The following is a 20,087-nucleotide window of genomic DNA, read 5'->3' as shown; positions in this document are numbered from 1 at the left end:
TACATACATGTATCGTAGGGTCATCAGCGCGCGAAAGGCTGTGCACCGGGTGTGAGACATCCGCGCGGTGGTCGTGCGAGAGTGAAGGCTGGAGGTTTCGATGACGACACCGGCTACCCGGAGCCGCGAGAACACGCGCGCCCGTCTGTTGGAGGCTGCGGCTCAGGTCTTCGCCGAAGTCGGCCTCGAAGGAGCGACGGTCGAGGCCGTCTGCGAGCGCGCCGGTTTCACGCGCGGCGCCTTCTACTCGAACTTCGAATCCAAGGACGAGCTCTTCCTGATGCTCGCCGGCAGCGTCGCCGAGGTACGGGTGAGCGCCGTGCGGGCGCGCGTCGCCGAACTCGCGGTGAGCGGTGCGCTCGCTGATGGATGCGACCCCGTCGAGCTCGTGCAGCAGGTGATGGACTCGGGCGGCGATGATCGCCTCGGCGTGATGATGATGAGCGAGATCCGCATCCGCGCGCTCCGCGATCCCTCATTCGGTGCGGCCTACCTCGCGCAGGAGCGGGAGATGGTGTCGAGCATCGCCGAGATCATCACCGACATCGTCGCCGAAGGCACGTTCCGGCTGCGACTGCCCGCCGAGACCGCGGCCCGGATGCTCATGATCGTCTGGGAGGGGATGACGGTGCGCGGTGCGATGGCGGGACACGACGCAGCCCAGCTTCGTCATGCCGGCAGCGAGGAACTCGGCCGGCTCGTGGAGCTGCTGCTGCTGGAGAGGTGAGGTCGGTCGCGAACCGACGTCAGCGCGCCGCGAGAACCTCGTAGCAGCGCTCGAGCCGCGCCAGCCACCACTCGCGTCGATCGGCGGATGCCGCGAGGCGCTCCAGGGCCGCAGCATCCGGAGTCACCCGCCCGACCGGAATGCTGCCGTTCTCCGCCCGGAAGTCCGCGACGTCGTCGAGGAAGAGCGAAGACGTGCCGAGGCCGCAGTCGTAGTCGAGTCGCGGGAGGGCCGCCGCCAGCGTCACGCCCTGCGACAGGCCGATGGCCGTGTCGAGGGCGCTGGACACGACGGCCGGGAGACCCGCCGCGGTGACGAGTTGCAGGGCGTGCGTGACCCCGCCGAGCGGCTGCGCCTTGATCACGAGCAGATCCGCAGCACCGGCGCGCGCGACGGCGAGGGGATCCGATGACTTCCGCACACTCTCGTCTGCGGCGACAGGGATGCCCATGTACTTCACCCGCTGTCGCAGCTCGGCGAGCTCCGGCACGGTCGCGCACGGCTGTTCGACGTACTCGAGGTCGAACTCGTTCAGGGCGTGGACGGCGCGTTCCGCCTCATCGACGTTCCACGCACCGTTGGCATCGATGCGGATGCGCCCCTCCGGTCCCATGACTTCGCGCACCGCGCGAACCCGGGCGATGTCGTCGGAGAGGGCCTGTCCCGGTTCTGCGACCTTGACCTTGGTCGTGCGGCATCCGGCGAATCGCGACAGTACTTCGGCGACGCGGGCCGCGTCGACGGCCGGAACAGTCGCGTTCACGTTGACCCGGTCGCGCAGCGGCTCCGGCTGTGCACGCCAGGCGAAGTCGATCGCGGCTGACAGCCAGACGGATGCCTCGTCGTCGCCGTACTCGAGGAACGGCGAGAATTCCGCCCATCCCTCCGGTCCTTCGAACAGGAGCGCCTCCCTGGTGTCGACGCCGCGGAAGCGCGTGTGCATCGGGAGTGCGACCACCCTGGCCGAATCGAGGAGATCTGCGAGCGTCGTCGGGAGCATGTGCCCATTGTGCCCCGTCGACGCCGTCACGCGGCATCCGCGCCGCCCGCGCGCCGGTTCATGACTCAGGAGAATTCGTCGCTCGAGGTGGCGTGCGATGCGATGATCGGCGTGTTGCCGGGGACGCTGCGGGTCCTTCTAGAAATTTCTCCTGAGTTATGAACCATGCTCCTGGTCAGCCGAGGAGGCGCTTCTGCAGTTCGCCCATCCGCTCGCTCGGGCGGAAGCCGAGCAGGATGTTCACGGCCAGCATGTGCGCGTTCGACTCGGCGTTGTAGGTGTAGACGGCGCGGGCCTGCGGTGCCTCGTGCTGCAGCATCCGCAGGTTCGCCAGTTTCACCGCCGTGCCCAGCCGGTGCCCGCGGTCGGCGCCGCGAACCAGGGTGCCCCATTGGTAGGCGTTGCCGTCGTCGCCGGAGACCACCAGCTGCGTGTACGCCGCTGCTGAACCGTCTGCCGCCAGAGCGATCGTGCCGAAGGATGTACGGCTCTGTCGTTCGATGAGTTCTTCCGACTCGCGGATGCTGCTGACGTCTGGCGTGACCGGCTCGATGTCGAGATCGCCGCTCGGCGCTTCGGTATCGACCGATGCATCGAGGATCGCCCAGCCCTCGACGACGTCATCGGGCACGCGGCCGACCCAGCTGCGGATCTCGTAACCCGCGATCGCATCAGCGATGTCTGCCTCGATGCGGTCCAAGAGAGCGGGGTCGACCGGGAGAGGCAGGCGGCTCTGCAGATCGCCGAGCGCGAGCGTGTATCCATGCCGCCGAGCGAACTCTCGGCCGGGTGCGCCGGCTCCCTCGGGCCCGAGCTCGTGCGGCCACGACGCCGCCGACTGCGCGGTGGTGCGGTCGGCGTTCAGCGCCTCGCCCTCGAGGAACGCCAACGCCGTGGAGCCGAAACCGCGGCGTCGGTGTTCCGGGCGGACGCACACCGCGAGGTGCGCGATGTGCGTGTTGTCCTTGCGGGGCAGCGCCAGACTTGCTGATCCGACGACGAGGCCGTCCGAGCGCAGGAGGAAAGCGCGGCGCTCCACCACCGTCGAGTCCTGCTGCAGTTCGCTGCGCGATTCCTCGCGACTCCACAGCGGCGCGGCGGGGCCGCGATCCGCGCGTTCGGCCGTGGCGTAGGCATCCCACCAGGCATCGACCGCGGCGTCGTCGAACGGGTCGATGCGTGTGATCTCCACTGACATGAAACCCACGCTAGCGGTCTCGTTCCAACGTCGGTCGCGGCTCAGGCGAGCCGGTCATTGAAGCGCACAGGAATGTGTCGTTGACAATAGTGTGTGACGCACAGTAATGTGATGAACATGAACGAGATCCTCGATACGCACCTGCAGGAACTGCGGCGCGGCACGATCGTGCTGGCGTGCCTGCAGCTGCTGCGCGCCCCGGGGTACGGCTACGGACTGCTCGAAGATCTCGAGCGCCGCGGCTTCGCCACCGACGCCAACACGCTCTACCCGCTGCTCCGCCGTCTGGAGAAGCAGGAGTACCTCACGAGCGAGTGGAACACCGACGAGGCGCGGCCTCGCAAGTTCTACCGCACCTCGGATGCCGGCATGCGCCTCGCCGACACCCTCACCGACGAATGGCGATCGCTGACCACTGCGATCGCGGGTCTCACCGCAGAGGAGAACTGAGATGTCCACGAACACACTGACCGAGCGCTACATCGCGGCCACGGTCAAGAGCCTGACGCCGACCGCGCAGGACGACGTCCGCGCCGAACTCGAGGCGTCGATCTCCGACGCCGTCGAAGCGCGCGTCGAGCAGGGCGAGAGCCGGACGGATGCCGAGCGCGCCGTCCTCACCGAGCTCGGCGACCCCGGCATTCTGGCCGCCGGCTACGCCGATCAGCCGCTGCACCTGATCGGTCCGAAGTACTTCCTGACCTGGTGGCGCCTGCTGAAGCTCCTGCTGGTCATCGTGCCGATCTGCGCGATGGGCGGCGTCGCGCTCGCGCAGGCGCTGGACCGAGCCTCCGTCGGCGAGATCATCGGCGCCGCGATCGGCGTGGGCATCTCGGTCATCGTGCACGTCTGCTTCTGGGTGACGCTGGTCTTCTTCGTGCTCGAGCGCACCGGCGCCGACACCGGGGTGAAATGGGATGTCGACCAGCTGCCGGAACCGACGCCGAGCGGCGCAGGGCGGGCAGACGCCATCGCGTCACTCGTGTTCCTCGCGATCGGGGTCGGGGCGGTGTTCTGGGATGCCTTCATCGGGTTCTTCCCGACCGGCGGCGATCCCATTCCGCTGCTGAACCCGGGACTGTGGCCGTGGGGGATCAGCCTCTTCTTCGCACTGATCGTGGCTGAGGCGCTGCTGTCGGTCGCCGTGTACGCGAAGCGGCGGTGGACCGTCGGCGCTGCGGTGATCAACACCCTGCTGGCCGTCGCCTTCGCCGTCTGGTCGGTCACGCTGCTCGTGCGCGGCGAGCTGATCAACCCGCAGTTCCTGAGCTTCGTCTTCACCGGCAACGGGGTCGAGAGCGACACGATGGAAGTCCTCACCGTCATCACCGGCTTCGCCCTCGTGGCGTTCGCCGCGTGGGATGCGGTGGACGGCTGGATCAAGACCATGCGTGCGCGCCGCGCGTGATCCGCATCGTCAGGAAGCGCCGCCTCTCCCGGGAGGCGGCGCTCCCTGCGTGGTGAGGGCGAGGTGAGGAATAGGCTGGATCCCGTGGCCAACGCATTCGTCTCCGACCTGTTCGATCCCGCCGAATGGGTGCTCGCGCCCGGTGTCGACGGAAAGAGTGCCGCCGAGTACACCGACATCACCGCGCACGTCTCGCACGACGGTGGCGTCGCCCGCATCGCGTTCAACCGCCCTGAGGTGCGCAACGCCTTCCGCCCGCACACCGTCGACGAGCTCTACCGGGCTCTCGACATCGCGCGCCAGGATCCGAAGATCGGCGCCGTGCTCCTCACCGGAAACGGGCCGAGCCCGAAGGACGGCGGCTGGGCGTTCTGCTCCGGTGGCGATCAGCGCATCCGCGGTCGCGACGGCTACAAGTACTCCGACGACGAGACGGCTGTGCAGAACCCGGCGCGAGCAGGGCGCCTGCACATCCTCGAGGTGCAACGCCTCATCCGCTTCATGCCCAAGGTCGTCATCGCTGTCGTTCCCGGCTGGGCTGCCGGTGGCGGGCACTCCCTGCACGTCGTCTGCGACCTGACCATCGCGAGCGCCGAAGAGGCGCGGTTCAAGCAGACGGATGCCGACGTCGGATCCTTCGACGCCGGCTACGGCTCGGCGTACATGGCGCGCCAGACCGGACAGAAGTTCGCGCGCGAGGTGTTCTTCCTCGCCGAGGAGTACTCGGCGCAGCGCGCCTATGAAGCAGGCGCTGTGAACCGCGTCGTCCCGCACGCCGAACTCGAGCGTGAAGCGCTGAAGATGGCGCGCACCGTGCTCACCAAATCGCCCACCGCGATCCGCATGCTGAAGTTCGCCTTCAACGCCGTCGACGACGGTCTCGTCGGCCAGCAGGTCTTCGCCGGTGAGGCCACCCGCCTCGCATACGGCACCGACGAGGCGGTCGAGGGGCGCGACTCCTTCCTCGAGAAGCGCGACCCGGACTGGTCCTCCTTCCCCTGGCACTACTAGGCCGTCATGTCATCGATCGCGCACGACCCGCTCCCGACCAGAACTGTGGAGAGCAGATCATGCCTGCGGGGGAGTGACGGATGGTCTCGCTGATTCCGACGGATGCCGACGACCCCGTCGAGGTGTTCGCCGCACTGCGCCACGCCCTCGACGGCGGGCCGGCGCTCGGATTCGGAATGCTCGCCGGCGCGCCGGAGCGGGTGCCGGACGGCACAGCGGCGGTCATCGCGACCTCCGGATCCAGCGGCGTCCCGAAGAGGGTCTCACTGAGCGGCGAAGCGCTGCGGGCGAGCGCAGAGGCGACCGCGGCTCGGATCGGCAGCGGGCGCTGGTTGCTGGCTCTCCCGGTGGGTTACGTCGCCGGGCTCCAGGTGCTGGTGCGCTCGGCGCTCGCCGGTACCGAGCCCGTCGCGCCGGAGGGGCGGTTCTCTCCCAGCTCGTTCGCAGAGGCGACGCTGTCGATGGTGCGCCGGGGCGACGAAGCGCTGTTCACCGCTCTCGTGCCGGCGCAGCTCGCCACGCTCCTCGATGCGGCTGACGAACCAGGGGTACGTGCGGCACTGCGGGCGTACCGGGCGATCCTCGTCGGCGGCCAGGCGCTGCCCGAGCCACTGCGGGAGCGGGCCGCTGATCTCGGTGCTCCGCTCGTGCGCACCTACGGATCGACCGAGACGAGCGGCGGGTGCGTCTACGACGGCGTGCCGCTCGACACGGTCGCTGTGCACGCCGTCGATGGCGAGCTGCACCTCGCCGGCCCGATGCTCGCCGACGGCTATCTCGGCGATGCAGAGTTGACGGCGCGAACGTTCGTGCGCGACCGGCACGGCATCCGCTGGTACCGCACCGGCGATCTCGGGCTCGTCGACGAGGACGGCATTGTGCGGGTGCACGGCAGGGCCGACAACGTCATCGTCTCGGGCGGCATCAACATCTCACTCGACCGCGTCGAGCGCATCGTGCGCCTGGTGCCAGGGCTGCATCAGGCGGTGGTCGTCGGGGTGGAGGACGCACGCTGGGGAGAGGCATCCGTCATCGTCGCCGCCCGCGGTGAGGCGCTCCGCCGCAGCGAGTCCGAGCAGCTGGCCCATGCCCGCGAGGTGGTGGCTGCCGAGCTCGGCAAGCACGCCAGACCCGCGCGGCTCATCCTCGTGGACGAGTTGGCGACGCTCCCATCCGGCAAGCCCGATCGCGACAGCATCCGTCGGGCCGTCGCCGACCTGCACTGACCGCCGACCGATCGCCGCTGATCGGCCTGCCAGAATGGCACGCATGGCCTCGTACACGCACGGACATCACGAATCCGTCCTCCGTTCGCACAACACCAGGAACATCGCGAATTCGGCGGAGTACCTCCGGCCCCACCTCGGCGCCTCGACGCGACTTCTCGACGTGGGAGCGGGACCGGGCACGATCACGATGGACTTCGCCAGCGTCGTCGATCGGGTCACCGCGACGGAGATCGATGATGCGGCGCTGTCGCTGTCGCGCGAACTCGCCGCGAGCCGTGGGGTGACGAACGTCGACTTCTCCGTCGAGGACGTGCACGCCCTGAGCTTGGCCGATGACAGCTTCGACGTCGTGCACGCGCATCAGGTGCTGCAGCACGTGGCTGACCCGGTGCAGGCGTTGCGTGAGATGCGCCGTGTCACGGTGCCCGGTGGCATCGTCGCCGCGCGCGACGCCGACTATGCGGGCTTCATCTGGTTCCCGCTGCTTCCGGAGCTGGATCGGTGGCTCGAGCTCTATCGCGCTGCGGCACGGGCGAACGGCGGAGAGCCCGACGCCGGCCGGCAGCTGCTGTCCTGGGCGCGGCAGGCGGGTTTCACGGATGTCCGCGCCACCGCGTCGACCTGGTGCTACGCGACGCCGGACGAACGCGCGTGGTGGGGCGGGATGTGGGCAGACCGTATTCTCGAGTCCGCGTTGGCCAGGCAGTTGGTGCGGGAGGGTCGCGCGACCACCACGGATCTGCAGGCGATCAGCGACGCGTGGAAGCGCTGGGCGGATGCCGAAGACGGCTGGTACCTCGTGCCCCACGGCGAGATCCTCTGCCGCGCCTGACGTCCGCCGCGGGATACATCTCGAGGCGGATGCGGGAAGCGCGCGGCGCCGCGTAGCGTAGGGGAGTGATCCGCCCCGTCTCCCGTACCTGGCTCGTGCTCGACATCGTCGGCGCGGTCATCGGCTTCGCCGTGACGGCGCCGCTGTCCTTCCTTGCCGGTACGAATGAGCTGAGCGTCTGGATCCACTCCGGTCCCATCGCCGTCACGATCTATGTCGTCGTCGGCGTGATCCTTTGGGGTGCGGCCGCGATCAGTCGCCTCTCGCCCGCGCTCGCCCTCGGAATCGCGTGGATCGGGGCGGTCATCCAGATGGGGGCTGGGCTCCCGCCGTCTGCGTACAACATCGCCATTCTCCTCGTCCTGTTCGCGACATCGGCATGGGGAAGCAGGCGGGTGCTGTGGATCGGCGGCGTCTCGGCACTCGTTGGCGGGGTGCTGGGCGGCATCTACTTCGCGTTGATCTGGTCAGGACTTCTGACCGATGCCTCGAGCACCCTGAGGGTCGCGACGAGTGCGGCGCTGATCGGCTCGGTCTTCGTGCTCGCGATGGTGATGTCGTGGGGGACCGGACTGCTGTGGCGAGTGGTGGTGAAGGGGCGGGAGACGCAGGTGGCCAAGGCCCAGGCCGAAGCCGTCGCCGCGGAGGAGCAGGAACGAGTGCGGATCGCCCGGGACATGCACGACATCGTCGCGCACTCACTCGCGGTCGTGATCGCCCAAGCCGACGGCGCGCGCTACGCGGCCGCCGTGCAGCCCGAGCTGGCGCAGGAAGCCCTGGGTACGATCGCGCAGACCGCACGCGGTGCGCTCTCCGATGTCCGGATGCTGCTCACCCAGCTCCGCCATCGCCAGGGCGACGGCCCGCAACCGACGCTGGCCGACCTCGAGACGCTGTTCGCGCAGGTGCGGCACGCCGGGGTCGAGCCCCGCATCACCGTCGATCCGATGCCTCCGGGCGAGCCGCCGGCGGCGATCCAGCTCGCGGTGTATCGCATCCTGCAGGAGGCGCTCACGAACGCGATCCGGCACGGCGACGGCGCGGTCGACGTGCACCTCGCCTGGCTCCTTGATCGCGTCGACATCCAGGTGCGCAACACCGTGACCGGCGAGCGGGTCGTCGGCCAGGGAGGGCACGGCGTCATCGGCATGCGCGAGCGCGCGCAACTCGTCGGCGGTAACCTGCAGGCTGAGCATCAGGGCGCACAGTTCGTCGTCCGGGCGACGCTCCCCATCGGAGGCAGGGCATGATCAGGGTCGTTCTCGTGGATGATCAGGCGCTGTTCCGTGCCGGCATCCGCATGCTCGTCGCCTCCCAACCCGACCTCGATGTCGTCGGCGAAGCGGGAGACGGCCGTCAGGCCCTCGACGTGGTGCGGGAGACCCGGCCCGACGTCGTGCTGATGGATATCCGGATGCCGGTGATGGACGGGCTCACCGCGACGGCGGAGATCCTCTCCCAGCCCGATCCACCGCGCATCGTGATGCTCACGACCTTCGACCTCGACGAGGCCGCCGCGCGGGCGATCCGCCAGGGGGCGAGCGGCTTTCTGCTGAAGGACGCCGATCCGGAGTTCCTGCTCGCCGCGATCCGCACCGTGCATTCGGGGTCGTCGGTGATCGCGGCATCCGCCACCCGCGACCTCTTCCAGCACTTCACCGAGGCGCCGAAGCCGGTTCCGCCTCAGTACGCCGACCTCACCGACCGCGAACGGGAGATCTTCGCTCTCGCCGCTCGGGGTCTGTCGAATGCCGAGATCGCTGCCCGTGAGTACCTCAGCGAGGCGACCGTGAAGACGCACATCAGCAGGATCCTCGCCAAGCTGGCGCTGCGTGATCGGGTGCAGCTGGTGGTGTTCGCGTTCGAGCACGGGCTGAACTGAGCGGCCGGCCTGCGGCCGAGGGCGTCACAGCCCCTGACCGGCATCCCACAGACGCTCGGTCCGACCCGCCAGCATCGCGTCGAGCGACACGGCCTGGGCGTCCGTGAGCGAGGCGACGTAGTCGATGATGCCGCGGCCACGGGCGAAAGCATGGAGTTCCGTGGCGGTGTGCGTCTCGAGCAGCTCCGGCGCATCTTTCCGCAACCGGCGATAGTCGTCGTCGGCGAGCTGCACGAGGTCGAGCAGTCGGCGCGGGGCGCGGCGGGCGTCGAGGGGGTCGTCGAGCCAGGCGGCGAAGCCGCTGACGAGCCGCTCCAGGACGCTGGCCTGTCCGCGCTGGTAGACGGTGAGATCCGGGCGTTCGAGGATGAACCGCTCGTGCAGAAACTTGAGCACTGCGACCTCGTGCCAGGCCTGCCGGTTCAGGCTGACGTGGCCCGAGCGGATGTCGGGGTTCCGGTGCACTTCGATCGACGACTGCAGGCGCGCGATCCATGCCGTCGTGAATCTCGCGAGGGACCGCTCGCTGGAGAGGGAGCCATCGAACGGTTCGGCGAGGAGCCCGTCGATCACCTCGGCGCCGACCTTCGCCACGGCTGCGCCGAAGGCATCCGCATCCGCGATCCAGCCGTCTTTGCCGCGGAGCCGGCGCCAGAGCAGCTCGAGCGAGTGCCCCGGAGTCCTGGTATCGGCGGCGAGGAAGTCCTGGTCGGCGACGCGGAGCCGGGTGAGGTCGCGGTGCCAAGCCCGGAACTCGGTGGAAAGCGTCGTGGGGGTCAGTAGGCCGGCGCGATAGAAGTCCTCGAGATCGTGCAGCGAGTAGGCGATGTCGTCGGAGATGTCCATGATGGAGCACTCGGCCGTCTGCTGTCCCTCGCCGATCAGGGGATAGGCGGCGAGCGCCTGACGTGCGTCCTGCTCGTCGACCGCGTAGTAGTTGAACTTGCTCGTGCCGCCGCGGCGGATTCCGCCGAGGCCGCGCCGCCAGGGGTACTTCAGCACGGCGGCGCGCACCGCCGCGGTGAGATTGAGTCCGACGCCCGGGCGATCGTGCTCGTCGAGGCGGGTGAGGATGCGGTAGGTCTGCGCGTTCCCCTCGAATCCCTCGGTCAGCCCGAACCGGGCGCGCGCCAGGCGATCGAGAGTGTGCTCACCCAGGTGCCCGAACGGGGGATGACCGAGGTCGTGCGCTGCTGCGGCGGCCTGGACCACGACCGGATGCGCGCCGCCGAGCTCGGCGACGATCCGGCTCGCCTCGTCGGTACGCGTCGACAGGTGCGTCGCGATCGCCCGTGCCACGGCCGCGACCTTGATCGAATGGGTGAGCCTGTTGTGCACGGCGAGCCCGGCGCCGGTCTGCGAGATCACCTGGGTGACCGCGGAGAGCCGTGAGTAGAAGGGGGAGAAGCGGATGCGCTCCACGTCGACGCGGAAGTGCGGGTGCCCCTCGGCGCGCTGGAACTCGTCGAGCATCTCCGGCATGCGTCGGGTCTGGCGGGGGTCGAGTCCGTCTTGAGGCATGAGGTCAGTGTGTCATCCGCCGCGCTGCGTTGCGAAGAGGGTGGCGTCAGCGGAGCTTCGCGCGTCCCGCCGGACTCATCCGACGCAGGAGCAGCGGCGCGGCGAGTCCGTGCAGGACGATGCTGCCGACGACGGTGACGACCATCACCACCAGTACGAGTTCTCCCTGCTCGTCGGGCAGCGCGTTGTAAGCGAGCAGGCCGAACACGATCGATGCGGTGCCGCGCGGTCCGAGTGCACCGATGAGCAACCGCTCGCGCGGCGCGACGGAACTGCCCATCAGCGACAGATACACCGGGACGATCCGCAGCACGGTCAACGCGAGCAGTGCCAGCAGGACCACGTCCCAGCCCACTCCCGCCGAGAACGCGAGCAGTGCAGCGCCGCCCAGGATGAACCAGACGAAGTTCGCCGCGAGCGTGCCGGTCTCCTCGACGAGGACGAGTTCGTCGTGCGCGACGGCACGTTCCTCCTCGCCACGGGTGCGGGCCATCCGGTAGGCGATGCCGGCGACGAATGCGGCGACGAAGCCGTTTGCCCCGAGGGCGGGGAGGGTCGCGATTCCGTAGGCGATCAGCGGGATCAGCAGCATCACGCCGCGCACACCGGCATCGGAGACCAGTTGATGCCGACGGCACAGCCGCACCAGCGTTCCGCAGACGAAGCCCAGGACCACGCCGAGGAGGATGGCGACCAGCGTCGCCGGAACGGCACCGATGATCGCCTCGCCCACCTGATCCGAGCGCTTGTCGATCTCGGCATCGGAGAGGTCCTTCCCGGCATTGCTCACGATCTCGGCCCAGATCGTCGCGAGCGGCAGCATCATCGCGAAGAGCGGCGAGACGATTCCGTCGTTGTAGCCGCTCTCGACGTTGAGGATCTGTCGTACGCGGTCGGGAATGTAGCGCACCCGCAGGATCTCGGCAGCGGGCGCGAAGTCGGTGGGAAGGATGACGCAGGCGATCACGATCATCAGGAACGGTGCCGTCTCCGGGACCAGCAGCCAGGAGGCCGCTGCCCCGAGCACGAGCGACATCGGCAGTGCGATGAGCACGAGCCGCAGGGTCACTCGCCCCTCGTTGCCGAAGAGCCCGCCCTTGACCTCGATCGCGTCGACGAAGAGCAGCACCGCGAGAATCACCTCAACGATCTTCTCGGTCGGCGGTGCATCGATGGCCGTCGCGAACGCCTCCACATCCCAGATCACGGCGACCGCGCCGAGCACGAGGAGACCGGCGGGGCCGGCCACTCCCCAGCGCTCGAAACGATGCGACACCAGTGACCACAGCACGACGGCGGCGAAGCCGATCAGGACGACAGCAGGCACGACAGGATCCTTTCGTCCTCGGGGCTTCGATGGGGTCCCCGTTGCTGAGAATAGCGGCCCCGAGGATCATCCTTCCGATGTACGCGGATGCTCCGCACGGGCGACGCGTCGGAGCATCCGCTCTCCGTACCGTCGAAAGCATGGAGATCACGACCACCGACCTGGGGCTCGCCGCCCGCGTCCAGCACCTGAAGAAGACCTACGGCACGGGCGAAGGCACCGTGCATGCCCTCGACGGCGTGAGCGTCGGCATCCGCCGCGGCCAGTTCACCGCGATCATGGGCCCTTCCGGCTCCGGCAAATCCACCCTCATGCACATCATGGCGGGCCTGGACAGCCCGACCGAGGGGCGGGCATGGATCGGCGACACCGAGATCACCGGCCTCGGAGACCTCGATCTGACGATCCTGCGTCGCCGTCGCGTCGGCTTCATCTTCCAGGCGTTCAACCTGGTGCCGACCCTCGACGCACTGGGCAACATCATGCTGCCCTTCGAGCTCGACGGACGCCGCCCGAGCGCGATCGAGCGGGCCCGCATCGACGGCCTCATCGAGACCCTCGGGCTCGGATCGCGGCTGCGGCACCGCCCGCACCAGCTCTCCGGCGGTCAGCAGCAGCGCGTGGCGATCGCCAGGGCGCTGGCCACCTCGCCGGACCTCGTCTTCGCGGACGAGCCGACCGGCAACCTCGACTCGAAGACCGGGCGCGAGGTGCTGCGGCTCCTCGCGACAGCCAGCCGTGATCACGGCCAGTCGATCGCGATGGTCACGCATGACGCGATCGCCGCCAGCCATGCCGATCGCGTGCTGTTCCTCGGCGACGGCCGGATCGTCGCCGACCACCCGCGCCAGAGCGCCGAGGAGATCTCGGCGTACATGCTCGCCGCCGAGGTCGCAGCGTGACCGCGGTCGCCGCAGCCACCGTGCCGGAGCGCGCATCGCGCACCGCCGGAGTCGGCTGGCTCCGCGACCGCGGCATGGGGGCGAGCATCCTCGTCGCTGCACTGTCCGCGGGATTCGGTGTCGTGCTCGTCGATGTCACCGCCTACATCGGCGTCGTCCTCCAGGCCGATCCGTACATCGGCGACAGCGGCACGCTCGCCTTCGTCGTCGCCCTGCTTTCGGTTCTGCTCACCGGGGTCGCGATGTACGTCGCGGCGATCGTCACGGCGAACACGTTCGCGACGATCATCGCCGGGCGCACGCGGCAGATCGCTCTCATGCGTCTGATCGGTGCGACCGCGCGCGCGCAGCGCGCCGAGGTCGGCCGGCAGGGATTCATCGTCGGCGTGATCGGCGCAGTCCTGGGTCTGCTCGCCGGTCTCGTGCTGGCCGTGGTCGGAGTTCAGGTCGGCGCGCAGCTGCTCGACAATGCGCCGAGCGGATTCTCGGTGATCCAGCCCCTGATCGCCCTGCCCGCGATCGGCGTCGCCCTCACCACCTGGGCCGCGGCCTGGGCGGGTTCGCGGCGGGTTCTGTCCGTGACGCCGCTGCAGGCGCTCGGCGGTTCGGTCGAGCGTTCTCATGACGACGTCTCCGGTCGGCCGGGGCGGCACGTGGGTGCCTGGGTGCTGCTCATCGCGGGTGCCGCGCTCCTCGCTGCCGGCGTGGTGGTCGGACTCGTCACCCCGCTCGGCGTGGTCGTCGCCTTCGTCGGCGGCATCCTCTCGTTCACCGGGCTCGCGCTCGGGTCGGTGCTGTTCATGCCGCCCGTGCTGCGCCTGGTCGGGCGGATGCTCGGTTCGAGCGCCACCGCCCGACTCGCGGCCGAGAACGCGCTGCGCTACCCGGAGCGATCTTCGCGGATGGCGATCGGCGTGGTCATGGGTGTGACCCTGGTGACGATGTTCGCCGTCGCGATGGAGTCGGCCAAGCAGTTGATGATCAGCCAGGTGGAGGGAGACGTTCCGGCGGAGTTCTTCGCGCCGATGGACGCCTTCGCCGCGATCATGATGGTGCTGGTCGCGATCTCCGCGGTGATCGCCGCCGTCGGCCTGGTCAACCTGCTCACGATCGGTGTCGTGCAGCGTCGGCGGGAGCTGGGATTGCTGCGCTCGATCGGTCTGTCCAACGGGCAGGTGCGCGCGATGGTGCTTCTGGAAGCGACGCACATCACGGTTGCGGCGACGCTCACCGGCCTCGTGCTCGGCGTCGCATACGGATGGATCGCCGCGCAATCGCTGCTCGGATCCGTTCCGACGCCGCCCGATATGAACCCAGCCGGGCTCGTCGCCCCGCAGGTGCCGTGGCTGCCCGTCGTCATCATCGTGCTGGCGACCGCGTTGCTCACCCTGGTGGCTGCGGCGGCTCCGACACGGCTCGCCACGCGGGTCGCGCCGGTGGAGGCGCTCGCCGCGGACTGAGCCGGATCCAGTTCTCGCGGAGGGCCGTCCGAGATCAGGAGCAACGCCCGAGATCAGGAGAGTTTCAGGCAATTCCTCCTGATCTCGGGGCACTCTCCTGATCTCGGGATGCCGGCGCCACCGGCGAATAGGCTGGACGGATGCCTTCGCCGTTCGATCAGTCCACCTATCAGGTCCGTCTCGAGTGGGGCGTCGCAGGCCTCGAGCGCCTCGCCACGGCGGATGTCGTCGTGGTCGTCGACGTGCTTCGCTTCTCCTCGACGGTGGTGGATGCCGTGGCATCCACCACCGAGGTCGTCCTCGCGGACGCTGTGCGCTGGTCGCGGAACGGCGCGGCCGTGGCTTCCGCAGCGTCCGCACCGACGGTTCTCGTCGGCGGTATTCGCAATGCCGCCGCCGTCGCCCGGGCGGTGCAGACCGTGCAGGAGCGGACGGGAGAGCGAACGTCGGTCGCCGTCATCGCCGCGGGCGAACTGGATGCTGAGGGGCTGATGCGGTTCGCTGTGGAGGATCATCTCGGCGCCGGCGCGATCGTCGCCGCGCTGACCGACCTCGGCATCGACCACACCTCACCGGAGGCGGCGGTCGCCGCCGAGGGCTTCCGAGCGCTGTCCGGTGCCCTGCGTCATCTGCTCGGCGCGAGCGGCTCGGGGCGCGAGATCGCCGGTGGCATACCCGCGACGGCGAAGATCGAAGCATCCGGACTCGCGCCGTCGACGGCCGAACAGGCGGCCGCGCTGGACGCGACCGACCTGGTGCCGATGCTGGAGGATGGCCGTTTCGTTCGTTTCAGGTGAACCGCGGCCTCAGATCAGGAGACGCGACCGAGATCAGGAGGATTTCGGCGGAATCCTCCTGATCTCGGGGTGATGTCCTGATCTCGGGCGGCGGGATCGCCGAACCGCCAGCCAGCCCACGCGTGCCCATGCCCCCGCGACGTAGGGTCGAGGCATGAGGTACGTTCCCGCTCTGATCCTCGACGCCGTACTGGTGCTCATCTTCGCCGTGATCGGCCGTGCGTCGCATTCCGAGGACCCGGCAGGATTCCTCCTCACGGCCTGGCCGTTCCTGGTGGCGCTCCTGGTCGGGCACGCGGTCGCCGCGCTCCTTCCGGCGCGGCCGCGGCAGCCGTGGTCGCTCCTCTGGGGCGTGGTCGTCTGGATCGTCACCGTCGCCGGAGGGATGCTGCTCCGCGTCGTCAGCGGAGACACCGCCGAGGTGCCGTTCATCATCGTCGCGACGCTGACCCTCGGAGTCTTCATCGTCGGCTGGCGGGCCGTGACGGCGCTGCTCCGTCGTCGCCGGGCCAGCGCGGAGTAGCAGGGCGAACGTCAGCGCGGCATCTGGGCGGCGAGTCGCGTGTCGGAGCTGATCTCGCGCCGGGTCCAATCGAACTGGAAGCGCGCATCGAAGGTGCGCGAGCAGCGCGCGCATGACGTCGGTCTGCTCGGACGACGGTGCCGATAGGTCACGTGCCCCTCGGGGCAGCGGCCGACCCACGGGGCGAGCTCGACCGCGGTCTCACCGTGATGAGTGGTGCCGCCGACGTAGCCGAGTTCCCTGGCGACGCGCTTCCAGGCCGGTCCGTGCGCGGCGGCGTGCCCGGCGAGGGCGTGCGCCACTTCATGCAGCAGGACCTGATGGATCTCGTCATCCTCGAATCGTGCCGCCAGATATCGCGAGACCGTGATCCGGTTGCGGCTGTAGTCGCACTGTCCGGCGCGGCGCTTGGCGTGGTCGAAGCCGAACGACCAGGACTCGTCGAGGTGAACCCTGATCAGCGCCTCGCCCCAGATGCGCACACGGTCAAGATCGGCCATGCGCTCAGGCTAAGCCATACCGCCGACACTCGGGCCGATCGACGGCTCAGCCGACGAGCTGAGCGGGCCGTCGACGTTCGGCGGCCTCGATTGCGAGCAGCGCCGTCTCCAGTTCGCTGTCGTCGGCACCGGACTCCCGCCGGAGGAACAGCGAACGCTTGAAGCTCTCTCGAGCCTCTTCGTAGTCGCCCGCGTCATAGGCGTTCTTGCCGTGGTGCTGGTGTGCGAAGGCGGCGATCGACAGCCAGCGCTGTCCCTCGGCCTCGGCGGCGCAGGTGGCGAGTTCCTGTTCCGCGGCGGCGTGCGCGCCGCGGTACTGCAGGATCGTCGCGTGGAGAACCCTCGCGCGCAGCACGTCCTTGCGGGTGCCCGCCATGCGTGCCTGACGCACGGCCTCGTCGGCCAACGTCAGCGACTCGTCCAATCGGCCCAGTACCTTCAGCAGCCAGACCCGTTCCAGAAGGGCCGGGAGGCTCCGCTGCGCCTCGATCTCCGAGAGTCGCGCAGCGCAGGCGTCGAGGTCGACCAGCTCACGCAGCGTCTCCTGGTGGTATCCCTGGATCAAACTCATGTCACTCCCTCCGTGTGCGTCCCCGTTCCAGTCTGCCTGTCGATCCGGGCAGGCCAGGGGCGGCACGCCTGGAAGCCGCGGACCCGTCATGGATCTCAGCGATCAGGGCGGCGGAAGGGCTCAGCGCAGGAACAGTGAGGCGTCTGGTCGGGGGGATGCCACCGCATCCGCGTCCGTGACGATGCGCGTGCCCTGCACGAAAGCCTTCACCTCGGCGCCCTGCGCGAGCTTGGCCGGATGGGGGCCGGCGGCGAGGATTCGCGGCAGCCACTCGGTGGGCAGTGCAGTGGCGGATGCCGCCACGACGAGGTTCCCGAATCGGCGCCCCTTGAGCACCTGCGTGTCGGCGAGGATCCCTATCTCGGGCAGCACGTCGGCGATCGTCGCCACCTGCTTGCGGGCGAACGCGAGCCCTGGTCCGTCGGCGACGTTGACGAGCAGCACACCGCCGGGGGCGAGCAGCGTCGAGAGCTCGCGGTAGAACTCGATACTGGTCAGGTGGGCCGGGGTCTGCGCTCCGGAATAGACGTCGGAGACCACGAGGTCGCAGCTGCCAGCCAGCGCCGGCGGCAGGCGACGCACGCCCTCTCGGGCATCGCCGATGCGGATGCGGATCGAGGCCCCCTTCGGCAACGGCAGATGCTCGCGGACGAGTTGGGCCAGCGGCGCCTCCAGCTCGATGACCTGCTGGCGCGAGCCCGGTCGCGTCGCATCGATGTAGCGCGGGATCGTCAGTGCACCCGCACCGAGATGCACCGCCGTGAGAGCGGCACCCGGTGAGGTGAGCTGATCGATGACGGCGCCCATCCGCACGATGTACTCGAAGTGCAGATGCGTCGGATCATCGAGGTCGACGTGCGACTGCGGGGTTCCGTCGACGATGAGCTCGAAGCCGCTGGTGAACTCGGACGGGATGATGCGGGCGATGCCGCCGTGGTCGAGACGGGCTTCGGGATGCTCGGTGTCCTTCGATCGCATCCTGCCCATGAGACGAGACTACGCGCTGCCTGCGTCGAGATGCGGGGCCTGTGCCGCGTCCGGTGTCCGTGACGGCCGGTACGGTTGCCAGCGTGATCGAAGCCCTCCCGGATGCCCCGACCCGTCGCCCTGACATCGAGGACGATTTCGTCGACGGTCCCCGCTCCGACCTGTGGGTCGCGCATTATCTTCCGCACTGGACCACGCCTGACCGCTCCGCCGCGCGGTTCGAGACGGCCGATGACGGGGTGCTGCTGAGGATCGATGCCGACCAGCCGGATTGGAGACCGGAGGACGCACCGATGCGGGTGTCGAACCTGCAGACCGGCGTGCATTCCGGACCTGTCGGCTCATCGGACGGAACGCACCGTCACCGCCCGGACGGGCTGGCGGTCCGTACGGTCACACCTACGCAGCTGCTGTGGGCGCCGAGCTCGGGCCGCGTCGACATCACGGTGAGCGCCAGCCGCGATGGCGGATGCATGCTCGCCGCCTGGCTGGTGGGCACCGAGCACGAGCGGGCGGATGCCGCCGGCGAGATCTGCGTGTTCGAGATCGACGCCGAAGCGATCGGCTCGCACCGCAGCGTGGCACGGTCCGGCGTGAAGGCGCACTCCGACCCGCGCCTCGACACCGACATGGCCGAGGTTCCGCTTCCCTTCGACGCGTCCCGACCCCACACCTGGACGGTGATCTGGGGTGGCGATGAGACCGTGATCGGCTGCGAAGGCGTCGTGGTCCGCCGCATCCCGCAGGCTCCGGACTACCCGTTGTTCCTGCTCATCGACCTCTTCGAAGTGGCGGCACCGGCCGGCTCGTATCCGAAGACGGCCTCGGTGCACCACGTGCGCGGCTGGAACGGACCCTGACCTGAGGTCACCGCTGGTTGCCGACCGAGCAGGTCTCCTGCTCGAGGGATTGCCCGGAGATCTCGGGCGGCAGGGTAGCCCGAACCGCAGGCGCATCCGTCGAGGTCGGTGCAGGTTCAACCGGCGCCGTCGGCGGCACCAGCTCGACGCCTTCGTGCGTCGCGACATCGCCGGTGAGCTGCAGCGGCTGCCCTGCCTTCACCGCGGCCCAGAGCGCGTCTGCCGCCTCCCAGTTCGGAGCGACTTTGATGCCGGGATTGTCGGGGTCATCGACGTTCGGGTACTGCACGAACACGAAGTCGCTGAACGGCACATCGTTCAACGCGAGACCGAGCTCGGCGAGCCGCAGCGGATTCTGCAGCTCCTCGCTGGGGACGATGTTGTCGGCGATCGCATTCGCCAGGCGCAGCACCCTCGGCACATCGGTCAGGGTCTCGGCGCTCAGCACCTTCTTCGCCAGCCGTGACATGTACTGCTGCTGATTCGAGATGCGCGCAAGGTCGCTCTCGTCGCCGACGCCGTGTCGCGTGCGGATGAACGCCAGAGCGTCCGGCCCGGAGATCGTGTGGGTGCCCGGCGGGAGGTCGATACCTGCCTGCTCGTCTCGAATGCCGTCGCCGGCGATGCAGACCTCGACACCACCGATCGCCTCGGTGACCGCCATCACGCCGTCGAAGCCGATCTTCGCAGCGAACTCGATGGGGATGTCGGCGAGATCGCTGACCGTCTTGACCACGCAGGAGATGCCGGCATGATCGAACACGGAGTTCAACGGTGCCTTCGACATGCCTGATGCCTCGGAACCGTCTTCGCGCGTGCAGTCCGGCACCGGAACCATGAGGTCGCGGGGGAGTGAGACGACCGTCACGTTCCTCGGCGCCGCTGAGACGTGCACGAGGAGGTTCACATCGTTGCGGCTGCCCCCATCGGCCTCCGCGCAGCGGGCGCCGAGCAAAGCGGTGGCGCGTTCGCCGCACTCGTCGGTCCCGATGACGAGGATGCTGAACGCCTTGTCGCTCGGGTAGGCGCCGAGCGACGGCGGCGCGACATCCGGAGCATCCTCCAGAGCCACCGCACCGTCCCCGACCCGCCCCAGGATGTCCGTGACGACGAACGCAGAGACGGCGACGGCTGAGACGAGGATCACGCCGAGTGAGATGCCGAGAAGCTTGAGGACGGCGGACAGCGGACCCGGTGACGGGTGGTGCGCATGACGTGCCAGCGTTGCGCGGTCATCGCCGTTTCCCCTACGAGGCATGCCGCGAGCCTACGACGGAAGTTCTTGTCACAGTCCGGCCACATTCTGAGAAAAACTTGCAGGCAATTAGTTAGTCGTGAATACTTATCCCCAG

General features: G+C 69.0%; 21 protein-coding genes. 13 read left to right on the top strand and 8 right to left on the bottom strand.

Features of this window, described 5'->3' with window-relative positions; genetic code table 11:
• The first annotated feature begins 100 nt into the window (after window positions 1-100).
• A complete protein-coding gene (locus MRBLWO13_RS00780; protein ID WP_341975851.1) occupies window positions 101-727 on the top strand; it encodes a helix-turn-helix domain-containing protein in 627 nt (208 codons plus the stop codon).
• A gap of 19 nt (window positions 728-746) precedes the next feature.
• On the opposite strand, the gene MRBLWO13_RS00775 is transcribed toward MRBLWO13_RS00780, so the two are convergent.
• Together MRBLWO13_RS00775 and MRBLWO13_RS00770 are read right to left on the bottom strand one after the other, a co-directional pair.
• Window positions 747-1,727, bottom strand: a complete 981-nt coding sequence (locus MRBLWO13_RS00775) for an o-succinylbenzoate synthase (RefSeq protein WP_341975850.1) — start codon at window positions 1,725-1,727, stop codon at window positions 747-749.
• Window positions 1,728-1,902: 175 nt separating this feature from the next.
• Complete coding sequence (locus MRBLWO13_RS00770) at window positions 1,903-2,925, bottom strand: GNAT family N-acetyltransferase (protein ID WP_341975849.1); 1,023 nt, start codon at window positions 2,923-2,925, stop codon at window positions 1,903-1,905.
• 117 nt (window positions 2,926-3,042) lie between these two features.
• On the opposite strand from MRBLWO13_RS00770, the gene MRBLWO13_RS00765 reads away from it, so the two are divergent.
• The 7 genes from MRBLWO13_RS00765 to MRBLWO13_RS00735 all read left to right on the top strand — a co-directional run bounded on the left by MRBLWO13_RS00765 (window position 3,043) and on the right by MRBLWO13_RS00735 (window position 9,287).
• Window positions 3,043-3,375: a PadR family transcriptional regulator gene (locus tag MRBLWO13_RS00765; RefSeq protein ID WP_341978518.1), complete on the top strand. Its 333-nt coding sequence runs from the start codon at window positions 3,043-3,045 to the stop codon at window positions 3,373-3,375.
• Between the two features lies 1 nt (window position 3,376).
• Window positions 3,377-4,333: a permease prefix domain 1-containing protein gene (locus tag MRBLWO13_RS00760; RefSeq protein ID WP_341975848.1), complete on the top strand. Its 957-nt coding sequence runs from the start codon at window positions 3,377-3,379 to the stop codon at window positions 4,331-4,333.
• Between the two features lie 84 nt (window positions 4,334-4,417).
• Complete coding sequence (locus MRBLWO13_RS00755; protein WP_341975847.1) at window positions 4,418-5,344, top strand: 1,4-dihydroxy-2-naphthoyl-CoA synthase; 927 nt, start codon at window positions 4,418-4,420, stop codon at window positions 5,342-5,344.
• A gap of 80 nt (window positions 5,345-5,424) precedes the next feature.
• The gene (locus MRBLWO13_RS00750) at window positions 5,425-6,570 is read left to right on the top strand and encodes an AMP-binding protein (RefSeq protein ID WP_341975846.1); all 1,146 of its coding nucleotides are present in this window, start codon (window positions 5,425-5,427) and stop codon (window positions 6,568-6,570) included.
• 43 nt (window positions 6,571-6,613) lie between these two features.
• Window positions 6,614-7,405: a class I SAM-dependent methyltransferase gene (locus MRBLWO13_RS00745; RefSeq protein WP_341975845.1), complete on the top strand. Its 792-nt coding sequence runs from the start codon at window positions 6,614-6,616 to the stop codon at window positions 7,403-7,405.
• A 65-nt stretch (window positions 7,406-7,470) separates the two neighbouring features.
• Window positions 7,471-8,655 carry a histidine kinase gene (locus tag MRBLWO13_RS00740; protein ID WP_341975844.1) on the top strand — a complete coding sequence of 395 codons (1,185 nt, stop codon included), beginning with the start codon at window positions 7,471-7,473 and terminating at the stop codon, window positions 8,653-8,655.
• Window positions 8,652-9,287 (top strand): response regulator transcription factor, encoded by a 636-nt coding sequence (locus MRBLWO13_RS00735; RefSeq protein ID WP_341975843.1) that lies wholly within the window; start codon window positions 8,652-8,654, stop codon window positions 9,285-9,287. Before MRBLWO13_RS00740 ends, MRBLWO13_RS00735 begins: the two co-directional genes overlap by 4 nt.
• Before the next feature lie 24 nt (window positions 9,288-9,311).
• Here MRBLWO13_RS00735 and dgt read toward each other — a convergent pair whose 3' ends face one another.
• Window positions 9,312-10,808 carry a dGTP triphosphohydrolase gene (dgt, locus tag MRBLWO13_RS00730; protein ID WP_341975842.1) on the bottom strand — a complete coding sequence of 499 codons (1,497 nt, stop codon included), beginning with the start codon at window positions 10,806-10,808 and terminating at the stop codon, window positions 9,312-9,314.
• 46 nt (window positions 10,809-10,854) lie between these two features.
• Window positions 10,855-12,135: a cation:proton antiporter gene (locus tag MRBLWO13_RS00725; RefSeq protein ID WP_341975841.1), complete on the bottom strand. Its 1,281-nt coding sequence runs from the start codon at window positions 12,133-12,135 to the stop codon at window positions 10,855-10,857.
• A gap of 140 nt (window positions 12,136-12,275) precedes the next feature.
• On the opposite strand from MRBLWO13_RS00725, the gene MRBLWO13_RS00720 reads away from it, so the two are divergent.
• The 4 genes from MRBLWO13_RS00720 (at window position 12,276) to MRBLWO13_RS00705 (ending at window position 15,817) form a co-directional block, all read left to right on the top strand.
• Window positions 12,276-13,037 (top strand): ABC transporter ATP-binding protein, encoded by a 762-nt coding sequence (locus MRBLWO13_RS00720; protein ID WP_341975840.1) that lies wholly within the window; start codon window positions 12,276-12,278, stop codon window positions 13,035-13,037.
• Window positions 13,034-14,497 carry an ABC transporter permease gene (locus MRBLWO13_RS00715; RefSeq protein ID WP_341975839.1) on the top strand — a complete coding sequence of 488 codons (1,464 nt, stop codon included), beginning with the start codon at window positions 13,034-13,036 and terminating at the stop codon, window positions 14,495-14,497. The genes MRBLWO13_RS00720 and MRBLWO13_RS00715 overlap by 4 nt, the downstream gene beginning before the upstream one ends.
• Before the next feature lie 140 nt (window positions 14,498-14,637).
• Window positions 14,638-15,294, top strand: a complete 657-nt coding sequence (locus MRBLWO13_RS00710; protein ID WP_341975838.1) for a 2-phosphosulfolactate phosphatase — start codon at window positions 14,638-14,640, stop codon at window positions 15,292-15,294.
• A gap of 154 nt (window positions 15,295-15,448) precedes the next feature.
• Window positions 15,449-15,817 carry a DUF3054 domain-containing protein gene (locus MRBLWO13_RS00705; RefSeq protein ID WP_341975837.1) on the top strand — a complete coding sequence of 123 codons (369 nt, stop codon included), beginning with the start codon at window positions 15,449-15,451 and terminating at the stop codon, window positions 15,815-15,817.
• An 11-nt stretch (window positions 15,818-15,828) separates the two neighbouring features.
• On the opposite strand, the gene MRBLWO13_RS00700 is transcribed toward MRBLWO13_RS00705, so the two are convergent.
• From MRBLWO13_RS00700 to MRBLWO13_RS00690, 3 genes are all read right to left on the bottom strand, one after another.
• Window positions 15,829-16,317: a SprT-like domain-containing protein gene (locus MRBLWO13_RS00700; RefSeq protein WP_341975836.1), complete on the bottom strand. Its 489-nt coding sequence runs from the start codon at window positions 16,315-16,317 to the stop codon at window positions 15,829-15,831.
• A gap of 46 nt (window positions 16,318-16,363) precedes the next feature.
• Entirely contained in the window at window positions 16,364-16,888 is a 525-nt protein-coding gene (locus MRBLWO13_RS00695) for a hypothetical protein (RefSeq protein ID WP_341975835.1), read from the bottom strand.
• 120 nt (window positions 16,889-17,008) lie between these two features.
• A complete protein-coding gene (locus MRBLWO13_RS00690; RefSeq protein WP_341975834.1) occupies window positions 17,009-17,875 on the bottom strand; it encodes a fused MFS/spermidine synthase in 867 nt (288 codons plus the stop codon).
• An 83-nt stretch (window positions 17,876-17,958) separates the two neighbouring features.
• Here MRBLWO13_RS00690 and MRBLWO13_RS00685 point away from each other — a divergent pair, with 83 nt between their 5' ends.
• Window positions 17,959-18,735, top strand: a complete 777-nt coding sequence (locus MRBLWO13_RS00685) for a hypothetical protein (protein WP_341975833.1) — start codon at window positions 17,959-17,961, stop codon at window positions 18,733-18,735.
• Window positions 18,736-18,742: 7 nt separating this feature from the next.
• Here the strand turns inward: MRBLWO13_RS00685 and MRBLWO13_RS00680 are convergent, their stop codons facing one another.
• Window positions 18,743-19,993, bottom strand: a complete 1,251-nt coding sequence (locus MRBLWO13_RS00680; RefSeq protein WP_341975832.1) for an LCP family protein — start codon at window positions 19,991-19,993, stop codon at window positions 18,743-18,745.
• Between the last annotated feature and the right edge of the window lie 94 nt (window positions 19,994-20,087).

This window comes from Microbacterium sp. LWO13-1.2, assembly GCF_038397725.1.
Lineage (GTDB): Bacteria > Actinomycetota > Actinomycetes > Actinomycetales > Microbacteriaceae > Microbacterium.
The sequence above is the reverse complement of the archived record's forward strand: the minus strand, read 5'-3'. Positions and strand labels throughout refer to the sequence as shown.

Coding starts and splice junctions, on each gene's coding strand:
- MRBLWO13_RS00705 (WP_341975837.1), top strand. CDS start 15,449: ATGAGGTACGTTCCCGCTCTGATCCTCGACGCCGTACTGGTGCTCATC.
- MRBLWO13_RS00695 (WP_341975835.1), bottom strand. CDS start 16,888: ATGAGTTTGATCCAGGGATACCACCAGGAGACGCTGCGTGAGCTGGTC.
- MRBLWO13_RS00710 (WP_341975838.1), top strand. CDS start 14,638: ATGCCTTCGCCGTTCGATCAGTCCACCTATCAGGTCCGTCTCGAGTGG.
- MRBLWO13_RS00750 (WP_341975846.1), top strand. CDS start 5,425: ATGGTCTCGCTGATTCCGACGGATGCCGACGACCCCGTCGAGGTGTTC.
- MRBLWO13_RS00745 (WP_341975845.1), top strand. CDS start 6,614: ATGGCCTCGTACACGCACGGACATCACGAATCCGTCCTCCGTTCGCAC.
- dgt (WP_341975842.1), bottom strand. CDS start 10,808: ATGCCTCAAGACGGACTCGACCCCCGCCAGACCCGACGCATGCCGGAG.
- MRBLWO13_RS00680 (WP_341975832.1), bottom strand. CDS start 19,993: ATGCCTCGTAGGGGAAACGGCGATGACCGCGCAACGCTGGCACGTCAT.
- MRBLWO13_RS00765 (WP_341978518.1), top strand. CDS start 3,043: ATGAACGAGATCCTCGATACGCACCTGCAGGAACTGCGGCGCGGCACG.
- MRBLWO13_RS00780 (WP_341975851.1), top strand. CDS start 101: ATGACGACACCGGCTACCCGGAGCCGCGAGAACACGCGCGCCCGTCTG.
- MRBLWO13_RS00775 (WP_341975850.1), bottom strand. CDS start 1,727: ATGCTCCCGACGACGCTCGCAGATCTCCTCGATTCGGCCAGGGTGGTC.
- MRBLWO13_RS00770 (WP_341975849.1), bottom strand. CDS start 2,925: ATGTCAGTGGAGATCACACGCATCGACCCGTTCGACGACGCCGCGGTC.
- MRBLWO13_RS00690 (WP_341975834.1), bottom strand. CDS start 17,875: ATGGGCAGGATGCGATCGAAGGACACCGAGCATCCCGAAGCCCGTCTC.
- MRBLWO13_RS00720 (WP_341975840.1), top strand. CDS start 12,276: ATGGAGATCACGACCACCGACCTGGGGCTCGCCGCCCGCGTCCAGCAC.
- MRBLWO13_RS00700 (WP_341975836.1), bottom strand. CDS start 16,317: ATGGCCGATCTTGACCGTGTGCGCATCTGGGGCGAGGCGCTGATCAGG.
- MRBLWO13_RS00735 (WP_341975843.1), top strand. CDS start 8,652: ATGATCAGGGTCGTTCTCGTGGATGATCAGGCGCTGTTCCGTGCCGGC.
- MRBLWO13_RS00760 (WP_341975848.1), top strand. CDS start 3,377: ATGTCCACGAACACACTGACCGAGCGCTACATCGCGGCCACGGTCAAG.